This is a genomic window from Actinosynnema sp. NPDC023587, from assembly GCF_040640215.1.
Lineage (GTDB): Bacteria > Actinomycetota > Actinomycetes > Mycobacteriales > Pseudonocardiaceae > Actinosynnema.
On record NZ_JBFABG010000001.1, the window covers coordinates 627187 to 645298 of the forward strand.

The window sequence follows — 18112 nt, forward strand, 5'->3', positions numbered from 1 at the left end:
GCATGGAAAGTCTGCGCGTGGTGTCCGAGTGGCCGGTGGAGCACGCGGCCACGGCCGTGGTCGACGCGGAGGGGCGCGTGCTCGGCACGTCCGGACCGCTGGACCACCGCTTCCCGCTGGCCTCGGTGACCAAGCTGCTCACCTCCTACGCGGTGCTGGTCGCCGTGGAGGAGGGCGCGGTCGAGTGGGACCTCCCCGCCGGCCCCGAGGGCTCGACGCTGCGGCACCTGATCGCGCACGCGTCCGGGCTGGCGTTCGACTCGGCGGACGTGCAGGCCGCGCCGGGCACCAAGCGGATCTACTCCAACACCGGGTTCGAGGTGCTCGCCGACGCGGTGGCCGGCGCGACCGGCATCCCGTTCGCCGACTACCTCGCCGAGGGGGTGTTCGCCCCGCTGGGCATGTCGTCCTCCAGCCTGGACGGCTCGGCCGCGGCCGGGGCCACCTCCACCGTCGCCGACCTGGTCCGGTTCGCGGCCGAGGTGCAGCACCCAAAGCTGGTGTCGGCGAAGCTGGTGGCGGAGGCGACCTCCGTGGTGTTCCCCGGCCTGCGCGGTGTCCTGCCCGGCTACGGGCTCCAGCGCGCGAACGACTGGGGGCTGGGTTTCGAGATCAAGGCCGCGAAGTCGCCGCACTGGACCGGGGCGTCGAGCTCGCCCCGGACGGTCGGGCACTTCGGCCAGAGCGGCACCTTCCTGTGGTCCGACCCGGACGCGGGGGTGGCGTGCGTGGCCCTGACCGACCGCCGGTTCGGCGAGTGGGCGGTGGCGGCGTGGCCGCCGTTCACCGACGGGGTGCTGGCCGAACTGCGCTAGAGGACCACCACGGCCTGGCCGCGCACCCGGCCGCACCGGACGTCCTCGATGGCCTCGGCCACCCGGTCGAGCTCGTAGACCCGCCCGACGACCGGCGTGACCGCGCCCGACTCGACGTACTCGCGCATGGTCACCAGGTCGGCGTGGCGGTCCTGGTGCACCAGGGCCCGGACCCTGAACCGGCGGAACGGCGCGACGAGCACCCCGCGCAGCCAGCGGTCGGTGCCCATGAACAGCCGGCCGCCGGTGCCGCCGACGAACACCAGCGTCCCGCCGGGTTTCAGCACGGCGGCGCAGGCGGCCAGCGGCGGGTTGCCGTAGATGTCGACCAGGACGTCGAACCGCTCGCCGAGGTCCCGGAGGTCGTGCTCCCGGTAGTCCACGACCCGGTCCGCGCCCAGCGACCGCACCAGGTCCGCCTTGTCCGCGCCGCAGATGCCGGTGACCCGCGCGCCGAGCGCCTTGGCGATCTGCACGGCGTAGGTGCCGACGCAGCCGGACGCCCCGGAGATCAGCACGTCCTGCCCCGGCTCGACCTCCCCGAGGTCCCGCACCGCTTGCAGCGCGGTGAACGACGCGATGGGCATGGCCGCCGCCTGCGCCGTGGAGGTGTTCCGCGGCTTGCGGGTGAGCTGCCCGGCGGGCACCGACACGTACTCGGCGAACGACCCGCCGTGCCAGCCGAACACCTCGTCGTCGACCCGGACGTCGCGCACGCCCGCGCCGACCTCGGTGACCGTGCCCGCGAACTCCAGCCCGAACACGGGGTTGGCGGGTCTTCGCAGCCCGGTCACGAACCGCGCGGCGTAGGGCAGGCCGAGCACCAGGTGCCAGTCCGTCCCGGACACCGGCGACGCGCCGACCCGCACCAGCACCTCGCCCGCCCCGACCACGGGCACCGCGAGGTCGCGCACCGACAGCACGTCCGCCGGGACCCCGTACCGCTCCTGCACGACCGCTCTCACGACTCCTCCTCCGGGTACTGGAACACCTCGACCAGCGGGACGCCGAACACCCGGGCGATCTGGAAGGCCATCTCCAGCGTCGGCGAGTACTTGCCCTGCTCGATCGCGTTGATCGTCTGGCGGGTCACGTCGACCCGCGCGGCCAGGTCGGCCTGCGTCATCCCGCCGTGCGCGAACCGCAGCGCGCGGATGGTGTTGGTGACCTTCGTGGGCTTGCCCAAGGCTCAGAACCCCCGCCGGTAGGCGTGCAGCTTCACCAGCGAGCCGGCCACCGCGCCCAGCGTGAAGACCGCGTACATGGCGTTGGCGATCCAGAAGTGCCGCGCCTCGCCCAGGGCGAGCGCGAACGGCAGCACCATGCCCACGGCCACCAGCAGGCCGCCGACGTACTCGCCGCGCCGGTCGATCTCCCGGTCGCGCACGTCGCCGCGGTGCCGGTCGCCGGGCTCGGCGACCGCGACGACCACCCGTCCGAGGACGGACAGCGCGACCGAGATGCCGACCGCCCACAGCAGCGCCGCCGCGTACGGCGTGTCCACCAGGGCGCGCCCGTCGGCCAGGTCGACCAGCCTGACCAGGTAGGCGGCGTAGGTCACCAGGCCGACCACCAGGTAGACCCACGTGCCCTTCTCCTCGTACGACAACGGCCCCTCCGGGGTGTAAAGAAAACTTGACATGGCCAGTGTCAAGCAAGCGCGACACCATGTCAAGCATCTTTGACACAACCCGGGCCGGAACGCAGTCGTGCCGGGGTCGCCACGGCGACCCCGGCACGATGTGCTCGAAACTGCTGGTGCCGGTGCGGACTAGCCGCGCCGACCACTTCCTCCCCGCACTGCCCCGGGGGTTACTTCTTGCGGTGCCACACCACCTGCTGCGACGGGCCGTACAGGACGATGTTGCCGTCGTTCTGCACCACGAAGTTGACGCCCACCGAGTTCGGCGTGTTGGTGGACCACCGCGACACACCGGCGTTGGAGTAGAGCACCACGTTGCCGTCGTACTGGAAGTACAGGCGGGTCGCGTCGGTGTTCCACGTCTTGCTCGACCACTGCGCCGCACCGGCGCGGTTGTAGAGCACCAGGTTGCCGTCGTTCTGGAGCACCAGCTTGTACTCGCCGTTGAACGACGTCCGGAACTGGCCGCGAACGAGCTCCTCGCCGGGGTTGATCCGGTCCTGGCGCGCCGGCAGACCCGGCAGGACGCCCGAGTGCAGCAGGACGTTCGCCGTGCCCGCCGACGGGTTGGTGATCTTGTCCTTGGTGCCGGCGTTCACCACGGCGGTGCGCACCGCGCCCGGCGTGGAGTTCGGCTGGCTGCGCAGGTAGGCCGCGGCCACACCCGCGACGTGCGGGGACGACATGGACGTGCCGCTGCCGTCGAGGTAGGAGGAGTCGTCGTAGGCAGCCGCCGAGGTGATCTCCACGCCCGGCGCGTACAGGTCGACGCACGTGCCGAAGTTCGAGAAGTACGCCTGCGCGTCGTGCCGGTCGGACGCGGCCACCGTGATGGCGTCCGGCACGCGGGCCGGCGACTGGGCGCACGCGTCGGCGTTCGAGTTGCCCGCCGCCACCACGACGGTGACGCCGGCCGCGATCGTCCGGTTCACCGCGAGGTCGAGGGTGTCGTTCGCGTCGCCGCCGAGGCTCAGGTTCGCCACGGCCGGGCTGACCTTGTTGGCGGCCACCCAGTCGAGGCCGGCGATCACGGTGCCGACCGTGCCGTTGCCCTCGCAGTCCAGCACCTTGACCGCGTGCAGCCGGGCCGCCTTCGCGACACCGACGTTCGTGCCGCCGACCGTGCCGGCGACGTGCGTGCCGTGGCCCTCGCAGTCGGTGTTGTCCGTGTCGGCGGAGTTGAAGTCGAACGACGCCCGACCGCCGAACTCGGCGTGCGTCGTCCGGATGCCGGTGTCGACCACGTAGACGTGGACGCCGTCACCGTTGCCCTGGTAGGCGTACTGGTTGTCCAACGGCAGGCTGCGCTGGTCGAGCCGGTCGATCCCCCACGACGGCGGGTTCGCCTGGACCTCCGACTTGCGCACCTTCTGGTCCTGGACGACCGACGCGACGGACGGGTCCGCCGCGAGCGCGCGCGCCACGTCCTCGGACATGGTCGCCGCGAAGCCGTCGATCACCTGCTGGTAGCGGTGGGTGACCTTGACACCCTCGCGGGTCGAGGCGGCCTCGATCCCCGCGCGCTCCTTGAGCACCACGATGTAGCTGCCCGGGACAGCGTTCGCGCTGTCCGCGCCCGAGATTGTGCCCCCCTGAGCCGAAGCCGGTGCCACGCTCAGCCCCACGATCGCGGCCGTGGCGATTCCCACGCCGGCCAACCGTCTCCAGGGCGCGCCGAACTCTCCCATGCCTGGGTCCCCTCATGCAGGTACTGGATTACGAGAGGTTCGCGCGAACCGTGGTCAACTCTAGGGATTCCGACCCACCGGCACACTCGCATTACCGAAGATGATCCACCGGGACGGGAATTCCGCCCCTGCGGGCAGAAATGTTACGCCATTCGGCCCAGCAGGGGCTCCCACCAGCGGATCAACGCACCAGATGTCAATGCTCCCAACGGGTTACACCGCTGGAACGGGCACCGGGCCCTTTCCACCGGTTCTGCGGAGAACGTCCGAGGGAACGGGTCGCGACAGCCCGGCTCGACGTTCGAAAATGCACTCCGGGACATTTCAGGAGATCTTTCGAGCACCCGGAAACCCGGCTCGCGGTGAATGGCGCGGAGGGTCGACGGCAATCGACGGATCACGCCGCCGCGCGCGAGGACTCCGCTAGGATCACGTCCCTCCTCGGTGGCGACCCGGGTGGCCCGGACCAGGTCCGCCGGCGCGCTCGACCCGGGTCAACCGAACAGGATCGGCGCTCACCCGTGCGAATAGAGTTCGACGACGTCCGGTTCCGGTACGGCAGGAAGTCGGTGCTGTCCGGCGTGGACTGGACCATCGGCAGCGGGGTCACCGGGCTGCTGGGCCCCAACGGCGCGGGGAAGACCACGCTGCTCAACGTGCTGGTCGGGTTGGCGAAACCGCATTCCGGCACGCTCCGCTTCCACGGCGGCACCTCCGGCACCATCGGGTTCGTGCCGCAGCGGTTCTCGCTCGTCGGCGGGATGCGGGTGGTGGACACCGTCGCGTACGCGGCGTGGGTCAACGGGGTGGACCGGCCCGCCTGCGCCGCCGCCGCGCTGCGCGCCCTGGCGGCGGTCCGCCTGGACGACCTGGCCACCGCGCGGGTCCGGACGCTGTCCGGCGGGCAGCGCCAGCGGGTGGGCGTGGCGGCGGCCCTGGCCCACGAGCCGGACGTGCTGGTGCTCGACGAGCCGACGGTGGGCCTCGACCCGGCGCAGCGGATGCGGTTGCGCGAGGTCGTCGCCGACCTCGGGCGCACCAGGACGGTGCTGCTGTCCACGCACCTGATCGAGGACATCTCCCACCTGTGCCGGCGGGTCGGCGTGCTCGCCGACGGCCGGCTGGTGTTCGACGGGAGCGAGGCGGAACTGATCGGGCTGGTCGACAGCGCACCGGCCTCGGGCGTGCTCGGCTCGCCGTTCGAACGCGCCTACCAGGCGCTGGTCGCCGGGCTCGGGGCCGACCGTGGCTGACCTCGACACCGCCGACCCGGTGCGGCACGGCGACCCGCCGGCCGTGCCCGGTGTTCGGACGCGGTTCCCGCTGGGCGTCTGGCCGGTCGCGCTGCCGGCCTCGGCGATCACCGCCGTGGTGGTCGCCGCGACCTGGTCCATGCGCTCCTGGCCGTACCAGGAGTGGGTGCGGACCTCCGCCGAGTTCCACCAGCAGAACACGTTCACGGCTCCGATCGCGGCGGCGGCGGCCACGTACTTCGCCGGGCGGCTGCTCCCGCCGTCCCGGATCTTCGCGCTGCCCTCCGCAGCCCGCGCCGGCCTGCGCACCGCCGTGCCGCAACTGGGTCTGCTCGTCGGCGCGTTCGTCGGCGCGTACCTGCTCGGACTCGCGCCGCTGGTCGTCGTGACGCTGCGCGACGCCGAGTCCGGCGGCCTGGACGTCGGCGCGGCGCTGACCGGGCTGCTCGGCCTGGCCCTGGCGACCGCGTTCGGGTACCTGGTCGGCGTGGTGACCCGGACCTCCCTGACCGCACCGCTGTCCTTCGTCCTGCTCTTCGGTGCCGCGGTGGCGGGGAGCGGCGGGGACAGGTTCTCGGCGCTGATGCCGGTGCTCCACCTCGAACCCCCGCTCGGCCTCGTGCAGTCGACTCCGTTCGTCGCCTACCGGCTGGCGTTCCTGACGGTGTCGACGGTCGCGGTCGTGTGGGCGGTCGTCGGTCTGCTCCGGAGGCACCGCGTCAGCGGCAGCCTGTTCCGCAGCGCCGCCGCGCTGCTGCCGTTGCTGCTGCCCGTGGTGGTGGCCGTGCCGCCGCTGTGGTCCACACCGGCGCTCTTCGCCTACGAGACCGAGCCGGTGCACGTGTGCCGGACGAGCGGCACCGTCGAGTACTGCGTGCACGAGGGGCACCGCTCCAGACTGGACATCGTGGTGGCCGCGACGGAAGCCGCTCTACAGCGGTCCGGCAGGCCCGCGCCGTTCACCCGGATTCGGGACGAGGCGCTGCGCGGATACCCGATCGACCGGACACCGGTCTGGAGCCCGGAAGCGAAGGACACGATCCTCTGGGTGACGATCCAACCTTCGAGCCCCACGGACGACCGGCCGACCAGCGCCGTCAACGTGCTGTCCGGGCTGGCCGGCTGCTTCGGACGGCGGGAGAACGCCGATCCCCGGTCGGCCGAGCTGGCCCTGGAGCTCGGCCGGTGGTTGGACGGGACGGCCGCGCCCGAGAACTCGTTCGTCGACCTGCCCGAACCCGTTGTGCAGCAGTGGATCGCGTCCAACGGCGACCGGATCGCCGGCTGCGCCCTGACCCCGGAGACCCTCCCCCGCCGATGATCCGCCTCGTCCTGGCATCGAGATCGTGCCACCTGCTCGTGATCGCGGTCCTCGCGCTGGGCGCGCTGAGCGCGCTCCTGGACAACCACACCGTGGTGATCCACCTGTCGGCGGCCCACCGGCAGAACCGCCTGGCGTTCCCCGAGCTGTGCGCGGTGGTCGGGGTCGTGGTCGCGGTCGCGTTGCTGCGACCGCGCTTCCGGGAGTGGGACCGGTTGGGGACGCACCGCGCGACCGTCGTGTCGGTCGCGTTCGCCCTGGCGGGAATGCTGCTGCCGCTGGTGATCCTGGTCCTCGGGTCGCTGCGGTTGCCCGACGCGGTCCCGTGGGCCTGGCAGGTCTCCAACTACCTCGTCTTCGCCGGCGTCGCGTTCTGCCTCGGTCCGCTGGTGGGGCCGGCCCTGGCCGGCGGGGCGACGCTGGTCCTCTACTTCGGCGCGGCGGTGGTGAACCACCTGGTCCCCCGGGGCGTCCTGCCGGTGACGGGGTACCCGGGGCCGGCGACGCACTGGGCGTTCGCGGCCCTGGTGGTGCTCCTGGCCCTGGTCGTGCACGGCCGGACCCGGGGAGCCGGCCGGTGGTCGCGCCGGTTGGCGCGGTGAGCTCCGGCCCGTCGCGGGGCCCGGTCGTCCCGGGCCCCGCGCCAGGTCAGCGGCCGGTGCCGCAGAGGGCCACGGTCGCGAGCTTCCGGTGCGCCGCGTCGAACTTCTCGCGGGACGCGGGGTCGCCGCCGTCCAGGACGCCGTGCGTGATGGAGAACTCGACCCGCTTGCCGCGATCGGGCGTGCTGAACATGTAGGAGGTCACGCTCTGCGTGCCGCCGGTGTGGCCGACCGCCGTGCAGTCCGGCGTGAACCGGTACTCGAACAGGCCGAGCCCGACGCGGTCGACACCCGAGGCCGGCACCGTCTTGCGCATCTCGGCCAGCGAGCGGGACGACAGCAGCCTGCCCCCGACGAGCGAGCTGATGAACGTGTCGAGGTCCTCGGTGCTGGAGATGATCTCACCCGCAGCGCCCGCCCACGACGGGTTCATCAGGGTGTTGTCCACGACCTTGAGCCTGCCCTTGTGCTGGTAGGCGATGTAGCTGTGCGCGTTCGGGCCGGGGATGCCGGTTCTGGTGCCCGGCAGGCTGGTGCCGCGCAGGCCGAGCGGCTTCACGATCCGGCGCTCGACCTGGGTCGCGTAGTCGGTCTTGGCGACCTTCTCGATCAGCAGGCCGGCCAGCGCGTAGTTGGTGTTGGAGTAGGAGTGCCGGGCTCCCGGCTCGAACCGCGCGGGCTTGGCGAGAGCCGACTTGACCAGGTCGCGGGCCTGGTAGGTGCGGAACCGGTTGTCGACGTAGTCCTGGCCCCAGATGGGGATGCCCGGGTCGGCGGTGCCGTCGGCCTTGGCGTCGCCGGTGTAGTTGTAGAGGCCGCTGGTGTGCTGGAGCACCATGCGGACGGTGATCCGGCGGTCGAGCCCGTACTCGGGGAGGTAGCGGGACAGCGACTCGTCCAGCCGGACCTCGCCCTCGTCGACCAGTTGCAGGACGACGGTCGCGACGAACGCCTTGGTGATGCTCCCCGCCCGGAAGCTCCAGTCGGCGTCGGGCTTCCTGGACCTGCCGAGCTCCGCCACCCCGGCGCTCCCGGTCCAGTCCCCGCGCTTGTCGTGCACCCGCACCACGACCCCGGCCCCACCGGCCGCCACGACGTCGTCCATGGCCTGCCGCAACTCCGTCCGCTGGCGGGAGGTCTGCGCGGAGGTGTCCTCCGTCGAAGCCCCGGCCTGCGCGGCAACCCCGGTCAACAACGCCAACGTGAGGGCCGTGGTCCCGACCCGTCGCATAGCTGTGTTCATTCGAATTCCCCTTGTACGCCCCGGGATCATTCCCGGAGACTGCCCGTTCACGGCGTGTCCTCGGCGAGCGCTCGCTACGTTCGACCCTAAGAACCGTTGGGGCGGAACAGAATCTCGCCAACACCCGGACGGGGTGGTGCCAACACGACCCCGTTGGGGGGACAGCCGAATGTCGGACGTCGACGCAGGTCATGGCCGGGAGCGAACCCGACCCGTCGGGAGGCGGGCCGACGGCAACCTTGAGGGCACACGTCGCCTCGTCGTGGGGAGCTGTCTCCTGCTGCTCTCGGCAACGATGACCGTCACCTTCTGATCCGCAGGAACCGGTCAACACGCTGACCAGGCGTTCCTCTTCGTCTGCCGTTGGTGCAGACGGTGCCGCGTTGTTGCGCCGGGCAGCCAAAGGAGTGCTGCTACTTTGCCGGTGAGTAGGTCGCTCATGCCTTCCGGAGGTCACGCCGATGAGCCAGCCCGTCTACCCCGTCTCGATCAAGGGTGTGGTGGTGCGTTACGACCGGGTGTTGCTGCTGAAGAACGAGCGCGAGGAGTGGGAACTGCCCGGCGGCCGGATCGAACCCGGCGAGACGCCCGAGCAGTGCGTGGCGCGGGAGATTTTCGAGGAAACGCAGTGGCAGGTGACCACCGGCCCGATCCTCGACACGTGGATGTACTACATCGACGTGGCGGGGAAGAACGTGTTCATCGTGACCTACGGCTGCTACCCGGACGGTGACGCCGATCCCGTGCTTTCCCACGAGCACAAGGAGATCGGCCTGTTCACCGAGTCCGAGGTGCGCGGGCTGACTATGCCGGACGGGTACAAGCGTTCGATCGGGAGTTGGTTCGCCCGTCTGCGCGAGACCGGCCGGGAACTGATCCGGTAGCCACTCCTGACGGGGGGACGCAGAAGGAAACGGCGGCGGTGTCGAGAAGACAAGGGCGTTGGAGCCTGTTCATCGCCTCGCCCAGCCACAGCAGCAGGCCGCGTTGGCGGCTTCGTCTGCGAAGCCGATTGCGTCGGTGGCCGGCCGGGCTGGAGAGTCGGCGGTGAGCTCAAGTCGTCGGGCCTACCACTGGATGTTGCCGTTCGGCGGGACCGACTTGGTGCAGCTCGCCAAGCAGTGCCAGGCACGACTGGAAGACCCGCGTTTCGATCTCGTGCCCTTGAACGTCTTGCACCTGACGGTGAGACGAGTCGGGTTCTTGGACCAGGTAGTCACGGAGGTTGCCGCCACAGCCGCAGACGCCGCCCGGAAGCGGTGTCTGCGGCTGTCGCCGTTCAAGGTGGAGATCGGCCCGCTGGCAGGTTCGCGCGGTGCCCGGAGCTTCAGCGTGTCCCCCTGGTCAGCGCTTTTCCCGATGCACCAGGCGTTGGCGGACGCCGTGCGTGATGTGGTCGGCGATCAGTCGCACATGGACACCCGGTCCTTCCGGCCGCACCTGAGCATCGCCTACGCCAACACCGACGTGGCCGTCAGGCCGCTGCTGCCGGTGATCGACGAGCTGCGCGCGCTGCCGGCCGTGAGCGCGACCGTGTCCGAGGTGGCGCTGGTGAAACTGCGCCGGGAGGGCACGGTCTACCGGTTCGACACGCTGTTCAGCGTCCCGCTCGGCCCGGTGCCGATGCCCGCCTGACACCGCGAAGGCCGACACTGCCTTGCCGATGTCGTGAACCGGGCCGGTACAGGTACAGGTGAGACCTGATTCGAAACAGAGAGGGCGGTGCCGACTGGCACCGCCCTCTGACTTGCGCGCTCGGCAGGATTCGAACCTGCAACCTTCTGATCCGTAGAGGTGAGCAGGTCGGCCCGCACGATCCACTTGGTCCGTTCGCGCTGGTGAGTGTCCGTTGGGCAGTCCAGGTCAGGGCCTCCGGCCTCCGGTCCCGCCCCGTCCAAGCAGTCCGTGAGACGACTGTGAGACGGAGGCCAACCGATGTCGACGCCCACCCACTCCCCCAATCGCACCCCCGACGACCTCCCGCACCAGCCGCTGAGCGGCAGTGACCTGGTGGAGCAGTGGTCAGCGCCCCCGGCTTTACACCGCCTCGGCCGCCCACGCCCAGGGCAGCGCCACCGATCACGCGGTGCGCGAGACCTTGAGGCACCGGGTGCCGAGGATGCCGGCCGAAGTCGTGGATGGTCGCCTGGCGACCAGGGCAGGCTTCACCTTCTGCTCCTTCATGTCGATCGCCGCCAACGTCCTCCACCTGGCTGCCGGCGTCATAGCGATCTCCAGCTCCACTCAGCGTGGACGCGCGGCCAGCAACTGGGGGCACGGACTGTTGTCGGAGATGTACACCTCCAACAACGGGTCGATCAGAGCGGCAAGTGCAAGCACACGGCTGTACCGATCTTTCAGGTCCAACCCGGTCAGCGGCTCATGGTGCGCGACCCGGTTACGCAGCCGGTGCAGTTTGTCGACATGTCCGTCGACCGTAGAACGGGCTGTTCCCGGTACGAAAGCGTGGTGCAGGTAGGGCACCCACAACGGTTGGTGCTGTCGTCGACTGGTCAGGTACCGCCAGAAGCCGAAGCTCAGCTCGGCGATGACCTTGCCCGACGCAGGCTGAACGGCGGTCATGCGGGCCGGTGTGGCCTGCTGGATCGCATGATTAAGCTGGTCACGAGACTTCTGATTGTCATCGACACGCTTGCCGTTGGACGCAGTCTTGATCTGCGGCGGGAAGAACGCGTGCGGCTGGAAGACCCAGTGTTGCCCGTTCGGTCCGACTCCCCGCATCAGCGCCCGGTCGTAAGCGTTGCGTAGCCCGACTTCGAGGTGGGCGAGATCGTGGTGGAAGGCCGACGAGATCGCGGTGTTCCACTCGTAGAGCTCGACTGCCAGCCGGCGATCTTGACCTGCGGCTTGGAGGTACACCGCGAACCTCGTGGCCGAGAGCCAGCCTTCGACCCAGCCGCCCGTACCAACCGCAGTCATCTACACCTCTCGTAACGACCGGCTTGACGAGCCGGGTTACCTCGGTTCGTCAAGTTTGCTACACTGACTCTCGAATAGCCCCGGATGTGCCCCTGACCTGCTGGTCATGCCGCCGGGGCTTTGAACTTTCACCGACTGCCGCACCTCGCTGGACCGACGATCAGCATAGGGTGCCCCTGGGTCGAGCCGTAGCTACTCTCGACACCGCTGCGGACGTGAAGCCCCGGTGTCGTCGCACGGGTTGCGACAAGCGACGTTGACACCCTCGCGACTGCACTCCACGTCAGGCGACGACCTGATGAAGGTCGCACCGCACCTGGCCAGTGGTAGCCGTGGAGTGCAGTGCGCCTGCACCCCTGGTTGACCGAGGTTGAGCTGGTTGACCGAGGCGGAGCCGGCCACCTCGGCAGTGGTCGCAGGCTTGCTGGGGGCTCCCCCTGGCCCTCGGTGCCGTGCCACGCCCGCGCCCACCCAGGGCAGTTGTTCCCTACCCGCTCAGCCAAGTCGGTTACACCAAGCGGTTGTGCCATGCCGCCGGCCTCGTCAAGGCGGTCAGCCAGGTCCTGCCACGGACACCCCACCATGGACCGGAAACGGTGGCCGGCCGCAAGACCGCGTTGCTGCCTGGAGATCCCGAACAGCCTGGCGCGCAGCGGTTCGAGCCCAGCTTCAGGAACGCTCACCGACCGCCTGTGACTCCTGACAAGCCCTGGAAATCGATCGCCAGGCGACGGCAGTGGTGCGAGGTCCGGTTGGAGCTGCGAGACAGCAGCCCTCTGCACAACAAATCAGGGCCCTCGTTCGGCTAACCGAACGGGGGCCCTGACCTGAACTAACTCTTGCGCGCTCGGCAGGATTCGAACCTGCAACCTTCTGATCCGTAGTTCCCGCTGACTCGTCCTGATCAATCCGGACGGGTCCAGCAAGACCGGGAACATCCAGGTCAGCAGCCCTGAGCGTGCATCGCAGAACCCCCTCGTCCGGCCCGGTTCAAGAACGTCCGGGCACCCGTCGGGCACCCATCGAGACCACTCAAGACCTCCGTGATCACGAGTCTTGGGAGCTCCACTTGTCCATCCACGACAAGGCCACCACCGAACGCCACCAGGCCCCGCCCAACCAGTCCCCCGCCACCGCTACGGCGGTGCGCCGATGAGCGTCGAGGCCATGGTCTGGGTGCTGAACGACGCCCCGATCCCCACCGACCGCAAGGACGCCTCCAGCCTGGCGATCACCCTGGTCGGCTTGGCGAACCACGCCGACCCATCAGGCCGCAACGCCTTCCCGTCTGTCGCCACCCTGGTCCGCTATACCCGCCTGAGCGAACGCACCGTCCGCCGGGCACTGGACACGCTGGAGGAGCTAAAGCTCATCAGCCCCTCCGACCCGGAGATCGTCGCCGCGTACATCAAGCGAGCCGACCGCCGTCCAAAGGGCTGGGACCTGGCGATGCGGAACGAGGTGCCATCACGGCACCCCGCACCCGATCACGGGGAGCCGGCACGACACCTCGCACCAGTACACGGGGTGTCATCCGCGCCGAACGGGGTGCCAACACGACGTCCACGGGGTGCCGTGGTGACACCCGAACCGTCCTTGAACCGTACGAGAACCTTCCAGCCCCGCGGGCACGCGCCCGAAGCGCGCCCGCTCCGACCGGTCTGCGGCCACTGCGACGCTCGCGACTCCGATCCCATCTCGGCCCGAGTCGTCTGGCTCAACGAAGACCGAACCGAGTCGGCGCTGTGCCATCACTGCCACCCCCGAGCCCACGAAGCCGGGGAGGCGGACCGGTGAGCGCACCTTCCCCCGAACTCGTCACGACCATCCGGCAAGCGCTCGAAGCTGCGCGGGCCGCCGGCCAGCCACCACCAGGCCGCCCAACCCTGGTGCATCTCACCGGTGCCACGGACCACGCGGTACGCAAAGCCCTGGCGGAGCTGGCGACCGAGGACGCCAGCTCTGGCGACACCCTGGCGAGTCCGCCACCAGCCACGCCACCAACCCAAACCAGCGATGGCCGTTTCGTGGCTTGGGCAGGCTTCGTCTTCGGCTCAGTCATGTCGATCGCCGCCAACGTCCTCCAGACCTGGCTACCAGCAGAACACCAACCGCCTGGCTGGTCACCAGGTCTCGCGCCCCAGATTGGAGCCGCAGTCTGGCCCATCGGCTTCCTGCTCTCCGTAGAAGTTCTCTCCCGCATCCGGTGGCCCAGAGGCTGGCAATGGACCCTCGCCCGGTTCGCCGGCACCGGCACCGTTGCCCTCGGCTCAGCCGCTATCTCCTACGGCCACCTCCGAAGCCTGCTGTTGGCGTGGCATACGGCCCAGTGGCTGCCGCTGTCGGACCGCTCGTACTCGACGGTCTTATGATCAACTCCGGGTTTGCACTTCTGGCGATGAGCCGGCTTGGTGTCCTATCTCGGCACCTCGGACGTTAGCTGGTTCCGTCCGCCTCCAAGACCATTCCCCATACCGCGTGCGGAAAACTGCCGCACGCAGCCTAGCCGCCACGGATACGCCGAATCCTCTCTTTCTCGACAGCTCGCGCATATTCTCTTTTGAATATTTCCACCCCAGTACGACCCACCAGAGCTACAGATGCATCATCCGATTGAGCAAATACCTCAAATTGCTCAATGATACTCTTGAGACGATCGGATTCTTCACCCCAGCCCACACCGAAAACGGCACGATAGGCGATCAACTCCGGAGAGACGCCTCTCGGAACGAGCAGCCTGGCGAGATCCGGAATACTCGGTTCAGGACCGCCTAGACCGTCCTTGCAATCAAGCACCTCCACAGGTGACAGCAGGGCTGAATCCAGCATTTGCGCCAGCCATTCAAGGTCTCTACCTGGCATACTTCTGCGCAAAGCCCAACGCAGACCAGACTGCCCATAGCGCTCCATCATTCGGGTCTTAAATTCCGATGGCAAAACGTAGAGATGCGTCAGTAGGTCATGCGGCACCGAGTAGTTGACATCTTTTAGCGCTCGGTCGAACTGACGCCCAAATAGCCCGTAAAGAGACTTAGGACATTCAGCTGCCATGTATTCGAGCAATGCTCTCAGGACGTGATCTTGAAGGTGTGGAATTACAGAAGGATCGAAGGAATTGATGGCTTCAGACCACAACACTGCCAACTCCGCTGGCGGCCACACATCATCTAGGTGTCCGGCTTCGAACATCGCCATTGCAGCCACGCCGCGAACCACCTCGCTAGGCGCCTTCAGAATGGCTTGCCGATGCGCAATAGGCGTACGATCCCCAAAGAACAGAGCTTCCAAAACGCCGTAGTCGGACAACTGCAATCTTGCGAGGCAAATGCCCAGGAGTTCTGACGACACACTCTCTTCCGAAAACACCGCACTGAGCGTTGTCCAGCGTGCATTCTCTGTCGCCAAACATTCCTCTAAAGTCTCTGTCGCAAACCGCCTACCGCCAGAGACCGCAGCCTCAAGGATAGGCGCAGCTTCCGGAAAAAGTCCACAAGAAAGCAAAGCCTGAATCCACTCCTGAAAACCATTTACGTCGATACAATTCGCCAGCGCCGTACATGCCCACTGGACACTGCTAGGCCAGCCTCGACCGACGACTGCGCTCTGCTCTTTGATCTCGGCAAGTCGCAAGGAAACAACCAGCGCCCCTTCGTCACACCACGGTGCTACGAGCTCATTCACCGCGTTGCGTTGCCTTTCAGTTGCCTCACGCCTATCAGACTTGCGCTCCACGTAGGCGAAGAATGTATCTCGTACAGGGTCGGGGTCCAGGGCGATCTCGACATCAAACCAGCCTGCAGTACTCCTGAGCGCTGCCTCCAGCCCCGGTTGTCCAAGCGTGAGGGGGCGCAGATCTTGCAGCAGAGCCCGGGCGAGCTGCGCAGATTTCTCAATTGAGTCCGCCGAGTGGCTCGCACCAAAGGGCTGGTCAAAGCCGCCACCAATACGCAGCCACGCCGCCGCTGCGTCAATAGCCGCTTTAACCGTTCGCGTCGGCGCAGACGTTAGCCGCTGGCGCAAAAACGGCCATATTTCGTCGTAGACTTCCTGCATTTCTTGGGGACTCAACACAGTCTCAACCAAGATTAGCTCGTGTCGGTCGGCCGGATTCGCATGATTGCCACTGCGTTGAAAAGAAAGGACAGTAGAAAGGACAGAGTTATAGACATTCCAGACATCGATGCTGTCGCCGCGACTAGTAATCCAACTTTCCGCCTCAACAACGATCGCTCGACGTAGCCCATCTTGTGGGCTGAGTTCAGGATGCTGCTGCCTGACCAAGTCCTCTATCTTGCGCAACGGATGATTCGGATTAGAGTTAGTTGGCCGGTCGTCGATCAAAGCTGCATCAAGTAGAATTCTAATTCCGTCAACAAGCGAGTATCTATTTACAAGCCGCGAGGCAACGACGACCAATGGCTCCAGGCGCCTGCCGTCGACATCATCCAACTCATGAAGTGAGTCGAATTCCTCAGTGATCCATTCGAGTACCTGGCGTCCAGTTACCACACCGATCAGCGCGTAGGACTCAACCAGGTGCTGACGCCGTTTAGAGTCTTCACCATCTGCCTCAAGAACCTCCTGTAGCATCCGAGTAGCAGTTGCCACAGCGGATTCTACGCCAAGCCGTGCAGCGTGGATGGCACTTTCTGAGAGCTGAGCAAGCTTTTCGGGCCAACCAACACCGAGGTCTTCCAATTTGACAACCGGAACGTCGGACCGAAAGGAATGCTCAGCCACGAGGACGCCTGCAAGCAATGGTGGACGCACGTAATACGCACGAGTGTTTCCGTTTTCCCCGGCGTACTGGCTGACATCCACGAGGCCGTTACGTGCTACACCAAGCAGAAGAGGACGCACTCTAGAGGAGGGAAGGTCGAGTGTGGTCGCAAGCCTGCCAATCTGGTCATCGGTGATGCCTCCGAGGGCAGCGATAGCCGTCAGCACATCAAGTGCTTCAGCACCAACACTTGCTCGACGAAGATAGCGCGTCACTTCGCCGAGCAGCACTCGGCCGTCGACAATTGACTCCCATCTGCGTGTTCTTGTCAGAATATCTGCAAGGGTTGTGGCCCACCCGGGGCGACCCTCGGCCTGGTCAAGGATTTGCTGTCGCGCAAGAGTGCTGGTGACACCCATCGCCTGGATGATCTGATCGACGCTGGACCGCTCAAGTAGGTCGACTTCAACTTCTTGAGCTGCTCGAAGCTCATCGCGAATAGCGTCGGTCTCATCAGGCCAACAGATCGCGATAATCTTGTACTGGAGAACATCGCCCTCCTGACGACGGAGCATGACGAGCCAGCGCACAAGATCGCAATGTTGACCAGCATCATCTACTGCGACTCGACTTGGCCTCAGCCACCGAAGGTCATCTGCAAGCTTTCCAGAATCGGCGTCGTGGTCGACGAATATAATGTCTTCGACTGCGGTAAGGAGACGAGTCTTGCCCACACCTGGCCGCCCGGTAACGATCACGTCTTCGTCACCATATTCAGCTAGCTTGGCCAGCTCGCTCTCACGACCAATCAGCGGTAGGTGCGCCCACGGTGATTCCGCTAGGTCGGCTGGCGTGCGAGAAAGCGTAATGGGCTCGTTTGACAAGCCCAGCAATTTCTGCCGCCACTCGCCATCAATGCGGAGCCTGCTGACGAAGAATTCGCGCCCGAAGTAGGCATCAATCGTGACATTCCAGTCAGCAGCCTTGTTTTCTAGCTTGGAGCGTTGTAACTGACTGAGATCTGCAGGATTAGCAAGCACAACGCGTTCTACAATTACCCCGTGCTTAGCCATACTCCTCAAACCTCGAACAAGGTTTGCCTTCACCCCGTCAAAGGTTCGAGATGCGGTGACCAAGACTCTCATGGGCACCTCAACCTGGGCCGAATAGATATCCGCATCGCGGCCCCAGTCAGTACCACCCGGCACCGACGACAACCCCTCGTATACACCTCCTAGAAGGTCAGTTGCACATCGCTCGAACACTTGATGATTCAAGGACTGGCTGGCCAACGCCTCGCTGATGTGATCAAGTTCATGCATAGCAGCGCACCTCCGGCGAGACAGATACCGTACTCACTATTCCGGCGATTATACACCGGCCCTGAAAGGGCCTACCTACATCGAGAAGCGCCAGCTTTCGACACGTATAGCGAGCAGCCTGAAGCGCCGAGCAAGATAGACCGAAGAGTACCTCTTCGGCCACAGTGACCATGCGCGGTGGCATACTGGCAGCATTGGAGTAGACAGCTAATCGAAGGACTGCAGGGTGGCCCACCCGACCTGCGGTGGCGGCGCTGGTTGCGTCGTGGACGTGTCTTGGGGGACATGGTGCGGGGTGGGGATGAGGCTCGTTCGGGTCGGTATCGGGATCGTGTGCGGGGTGCGGCGCGTGAGCGACGAGGCGCTCTCCGTTACACGGATGCCGAGTGGGATTTGGTTTGTCGGGCTGCGGCTTTTGACGCTATGAAGCCTGGGGCTTGGGCTCAGGAGGCTGCTGCTGAGGCTGCGCGGCGGCGGGTTCTTGGTGGGCCTGGTGATGGGGACCAGATTCGGCAGGTGCTCGCGGAGTTGCGTGATCAGCAGCGTGTTCTGCGCTCGATCGGCCA

Annotated in this window: 16 protein-coding genes; 8 read left to right on the top strand and 8 right to left on the bottom strand. The window is 66.8% G+C overall.

The genetic code is table 11. The features are described from left to right. Window positions 1-2: 2 nt before the first annotated feature. Window positions 3-815: a serine hydrolase domain-containing protein gene (locus tag AB0G01_RS03160; protein WP_360939097.1), complete on the top strand. Its 813-nt coding sequence runs from the start codon at window positions 3-5 to the stop codon at window positions 813-815. Here the strand turns inward: AB0G01_RS03160 and AB0G01_RS03165 are convergent. The 4 genes from AB0G01_RS03165 to AB0G01_RS03180 all read right to left on the bottom strand — a co-directional run bounded on the left by AB0G01_RS03165 (window position 812) and on the right by AB0G01_RS03180 (window position 4106). Beyond that, a complete protein-coding gene (locus tag AB0G01_RS03165) occupies window positions 812-1780 on the bottom strand; it encodes an NAD(P)-dependent alcohol dehydrogenase (protein ID WP_360939099.1) in 969 nt (322 codons plus the stop codon). The two genes, AB0G01_RS03160 and AB0G01_RS03165, sit on opposite strands and share 4 nt — an antisense overlap. Next, window positions 1777-2001 (bottom strand): helix-turn-helix transcriptional regulator, encoded by a 225-nt coding sequence (locus tag AB0G01_RS03170; protein WP_360939101.1) that lies wholly within the window; start codon window positions 1999-2001, stop codon window positions 1777-1779. Before AB0G01_RS03170 ends, AB0G01_RS03165 begins: the two co-directional genes overlap by 4 nt. A gap of 3 nt (window positions 2002-2004) precedes the next feature. Beyond that, a complete protein-coding gene (locus tag AB0G01_RS03175) occupies window positions 2005-2457 on the bottom strand; it encodes a hypothetical protein (protein WP_360939103.1) in 453 nt (150 codons plus the stop codon). A gap of 170 nt (window positions 2458-2627) precedes the next feature. Continuing rightward, window positions 2628-4106, bottom strand: coding sequence for a S8 family serine peptidase (locus AB0G01_RS03180; RefSeq protein ID WP_360939105.1), 1479 nt, complete (start codon window positions 4104-4106; stop codon window positions 2628-2630). A 560-nt stretch (window positions 4107-4666) separates the two neighbouring features. On the opposite strand from AB0G01_RS03180, the gene AB0G01_RS03185 reads away from it, so the two are divergent. Genes AB0G01_RS03185 through AB0G01_RS03195 form a run of 3 tightly spaced genes read left to right on the top strand, consistent with a single transcriptional unit; the run spans window position 4667 to window position 7321 of the window. Next, window positions 4667-5398 carry an ATP-binding cassette domain-containing protein gene (locus AB0G01_RS03185; protein WP_360939107.1) on the top strand — a complete coding sequence of 244 codons (732 nt, stop codon included), beginning with the start codon at window positions 4667-4669 and terminating at the stop codon, window positions 5396-5398. After that, window positions 5391-6719 (top strand): hypothetical protein, encoded by a 1329-nt coding sequence (locus AB0G01_RS03190; RefSeq protein ID WP_360939109.1) that lies wholly within the window; start codon window positions 5391-5393, stop codon window positions 6717-6719. The genes AB0G01_RS03185 and AB0G01_RS03190 overlap by 8 nt, the downstream gene beginning before the upstream one ends. Then, a complete protein-coding gene (locus AB0G01_RS03195; RefSeq protein ID WP_360939111.1) occupies window positions 6716-7321 on the top strand; it encodes a hypothetical protein in 606 nt (201 codons plus the stop codon). Before AB0G01_RS03190 ends, AB0G01_RS03195 begins: the two co-directional genes overlap by 4 nt. Before the next feature lie 46 nt (window positions 7322-7367). Here AB0G01_RS03195 and AB0G01_RS03200 read toward each other — a convergent pair whose 3' ends face one another. Continuing rightward, the gene (locus AB0G01_RS03200) at window positions 7368-8552 is read right to left on the bottom strand and encodes a serine hydrolase domain-containing protein (RefSeq protein WP_360939113.1); all 1185 of its coding nucleotides are present in this window, start codon (window positions 8550-8552) and stop codon (window positions 7368-7370) included. A gap of 473 nt (window positions 8553-9025) precedes the next feature. On the opposite strand from AB0G01_RS03200, the gene AB0G01_RS03205 reads away from it, so the two are divergent. After that, window positions 9026-9448 (top strand): NUDIX domain-containing protein, encoded by a 423-nt coding sequence (locus tag AB0G01_RS03205; RefSeq protein ID WP_360939115.1) that lies wholly within the window; start codon window positions 9026-9028, stop codon window positions 9446-9448. A 220-nt stretch (window positions 9449-9668) separates the two neighbouring features. Then, window positions 9669-10199: a 2'-5' RNA ligase family protein gene (locus AB0G01_RS03210; protein ID WP_360939117.1), complete on the top strand. Its 531-nt coding sequence runs from the start codon at window positions 9669-9671 to the stop codon at window positions 10197-10199. A gap of 444 nt (window positions 10200-10643) precedes the next feature. On the opposite strand, the gene AB0G01_RS03215 is transcribed toward AB0G01_RS03210, so the two are convergent. Together AB0G01_RS03215 and AB0G01_RS03220 are read right to left on the bottom strand one after the other, a co-directional pair. Next, a complete protein-coding gene (locus AB0G01_RS03215) occupies window positions 10644-10790 on the bottom strand; it encodes a hypothetical protein (RefSeq protein WP_360939119.1) in 147 nt (48 codons plus the stop codon). 18 nt (window positions 10791-10808) lie between these two features. Beyond that, a complete protein-coding gene (locus AB0G01_RS03220) occupies window positions 10809-11504 on the bottom strand; it encodes a hypothetical protein (protein WP_360939121.1) in 696 nt (231 codons plus the stop codon). Between the two features lie 1152 nt (window positions 11505-12656). Here AB0G01_RS03220 and AB0G01_RS03225 point away from each other — a divergent pair. After that, window positions 12657-13301, top strand: a complete 645-nt coding sequence (locus tag AB0G01_RS03225; protein WP_360939123.1) for a helix-turn-helix domain-containing protein — start codon at window positions 12657-12659, stop codon at window positions 13299-13301. Further along, on the top strand, window positions 13298-13876 hold the full coding sequence (locus tag AB0G01_RS03230) for a hypothetical protein (RefSeq protein WP_360939125.1): 579 nt from the start codon (window positions 13298-13300) through the stop codon (window positions 13874-13876). Before AB0G01_RS03225 ends, AB0G01_RS03230 begins: the two co-directional genes overlap by 4 nt. Before the next feature lie 130 nt (window positions 13877-14006). Here the strand turns inward: AB0G01_RS03230 and AB0G01_RS03235 are convergent, their stop codons facing one another. Next, entirely contained in the window at window positions 14007-17546 is a 3540-nt protein-coding gene (locus AB0G01_RS03235; RefSeq protein ID WP_360939126.1) for a hypothetical protein, read from the bottom strand. Window positions 17547-18112 lie beyond the last annotated feature (566 nt).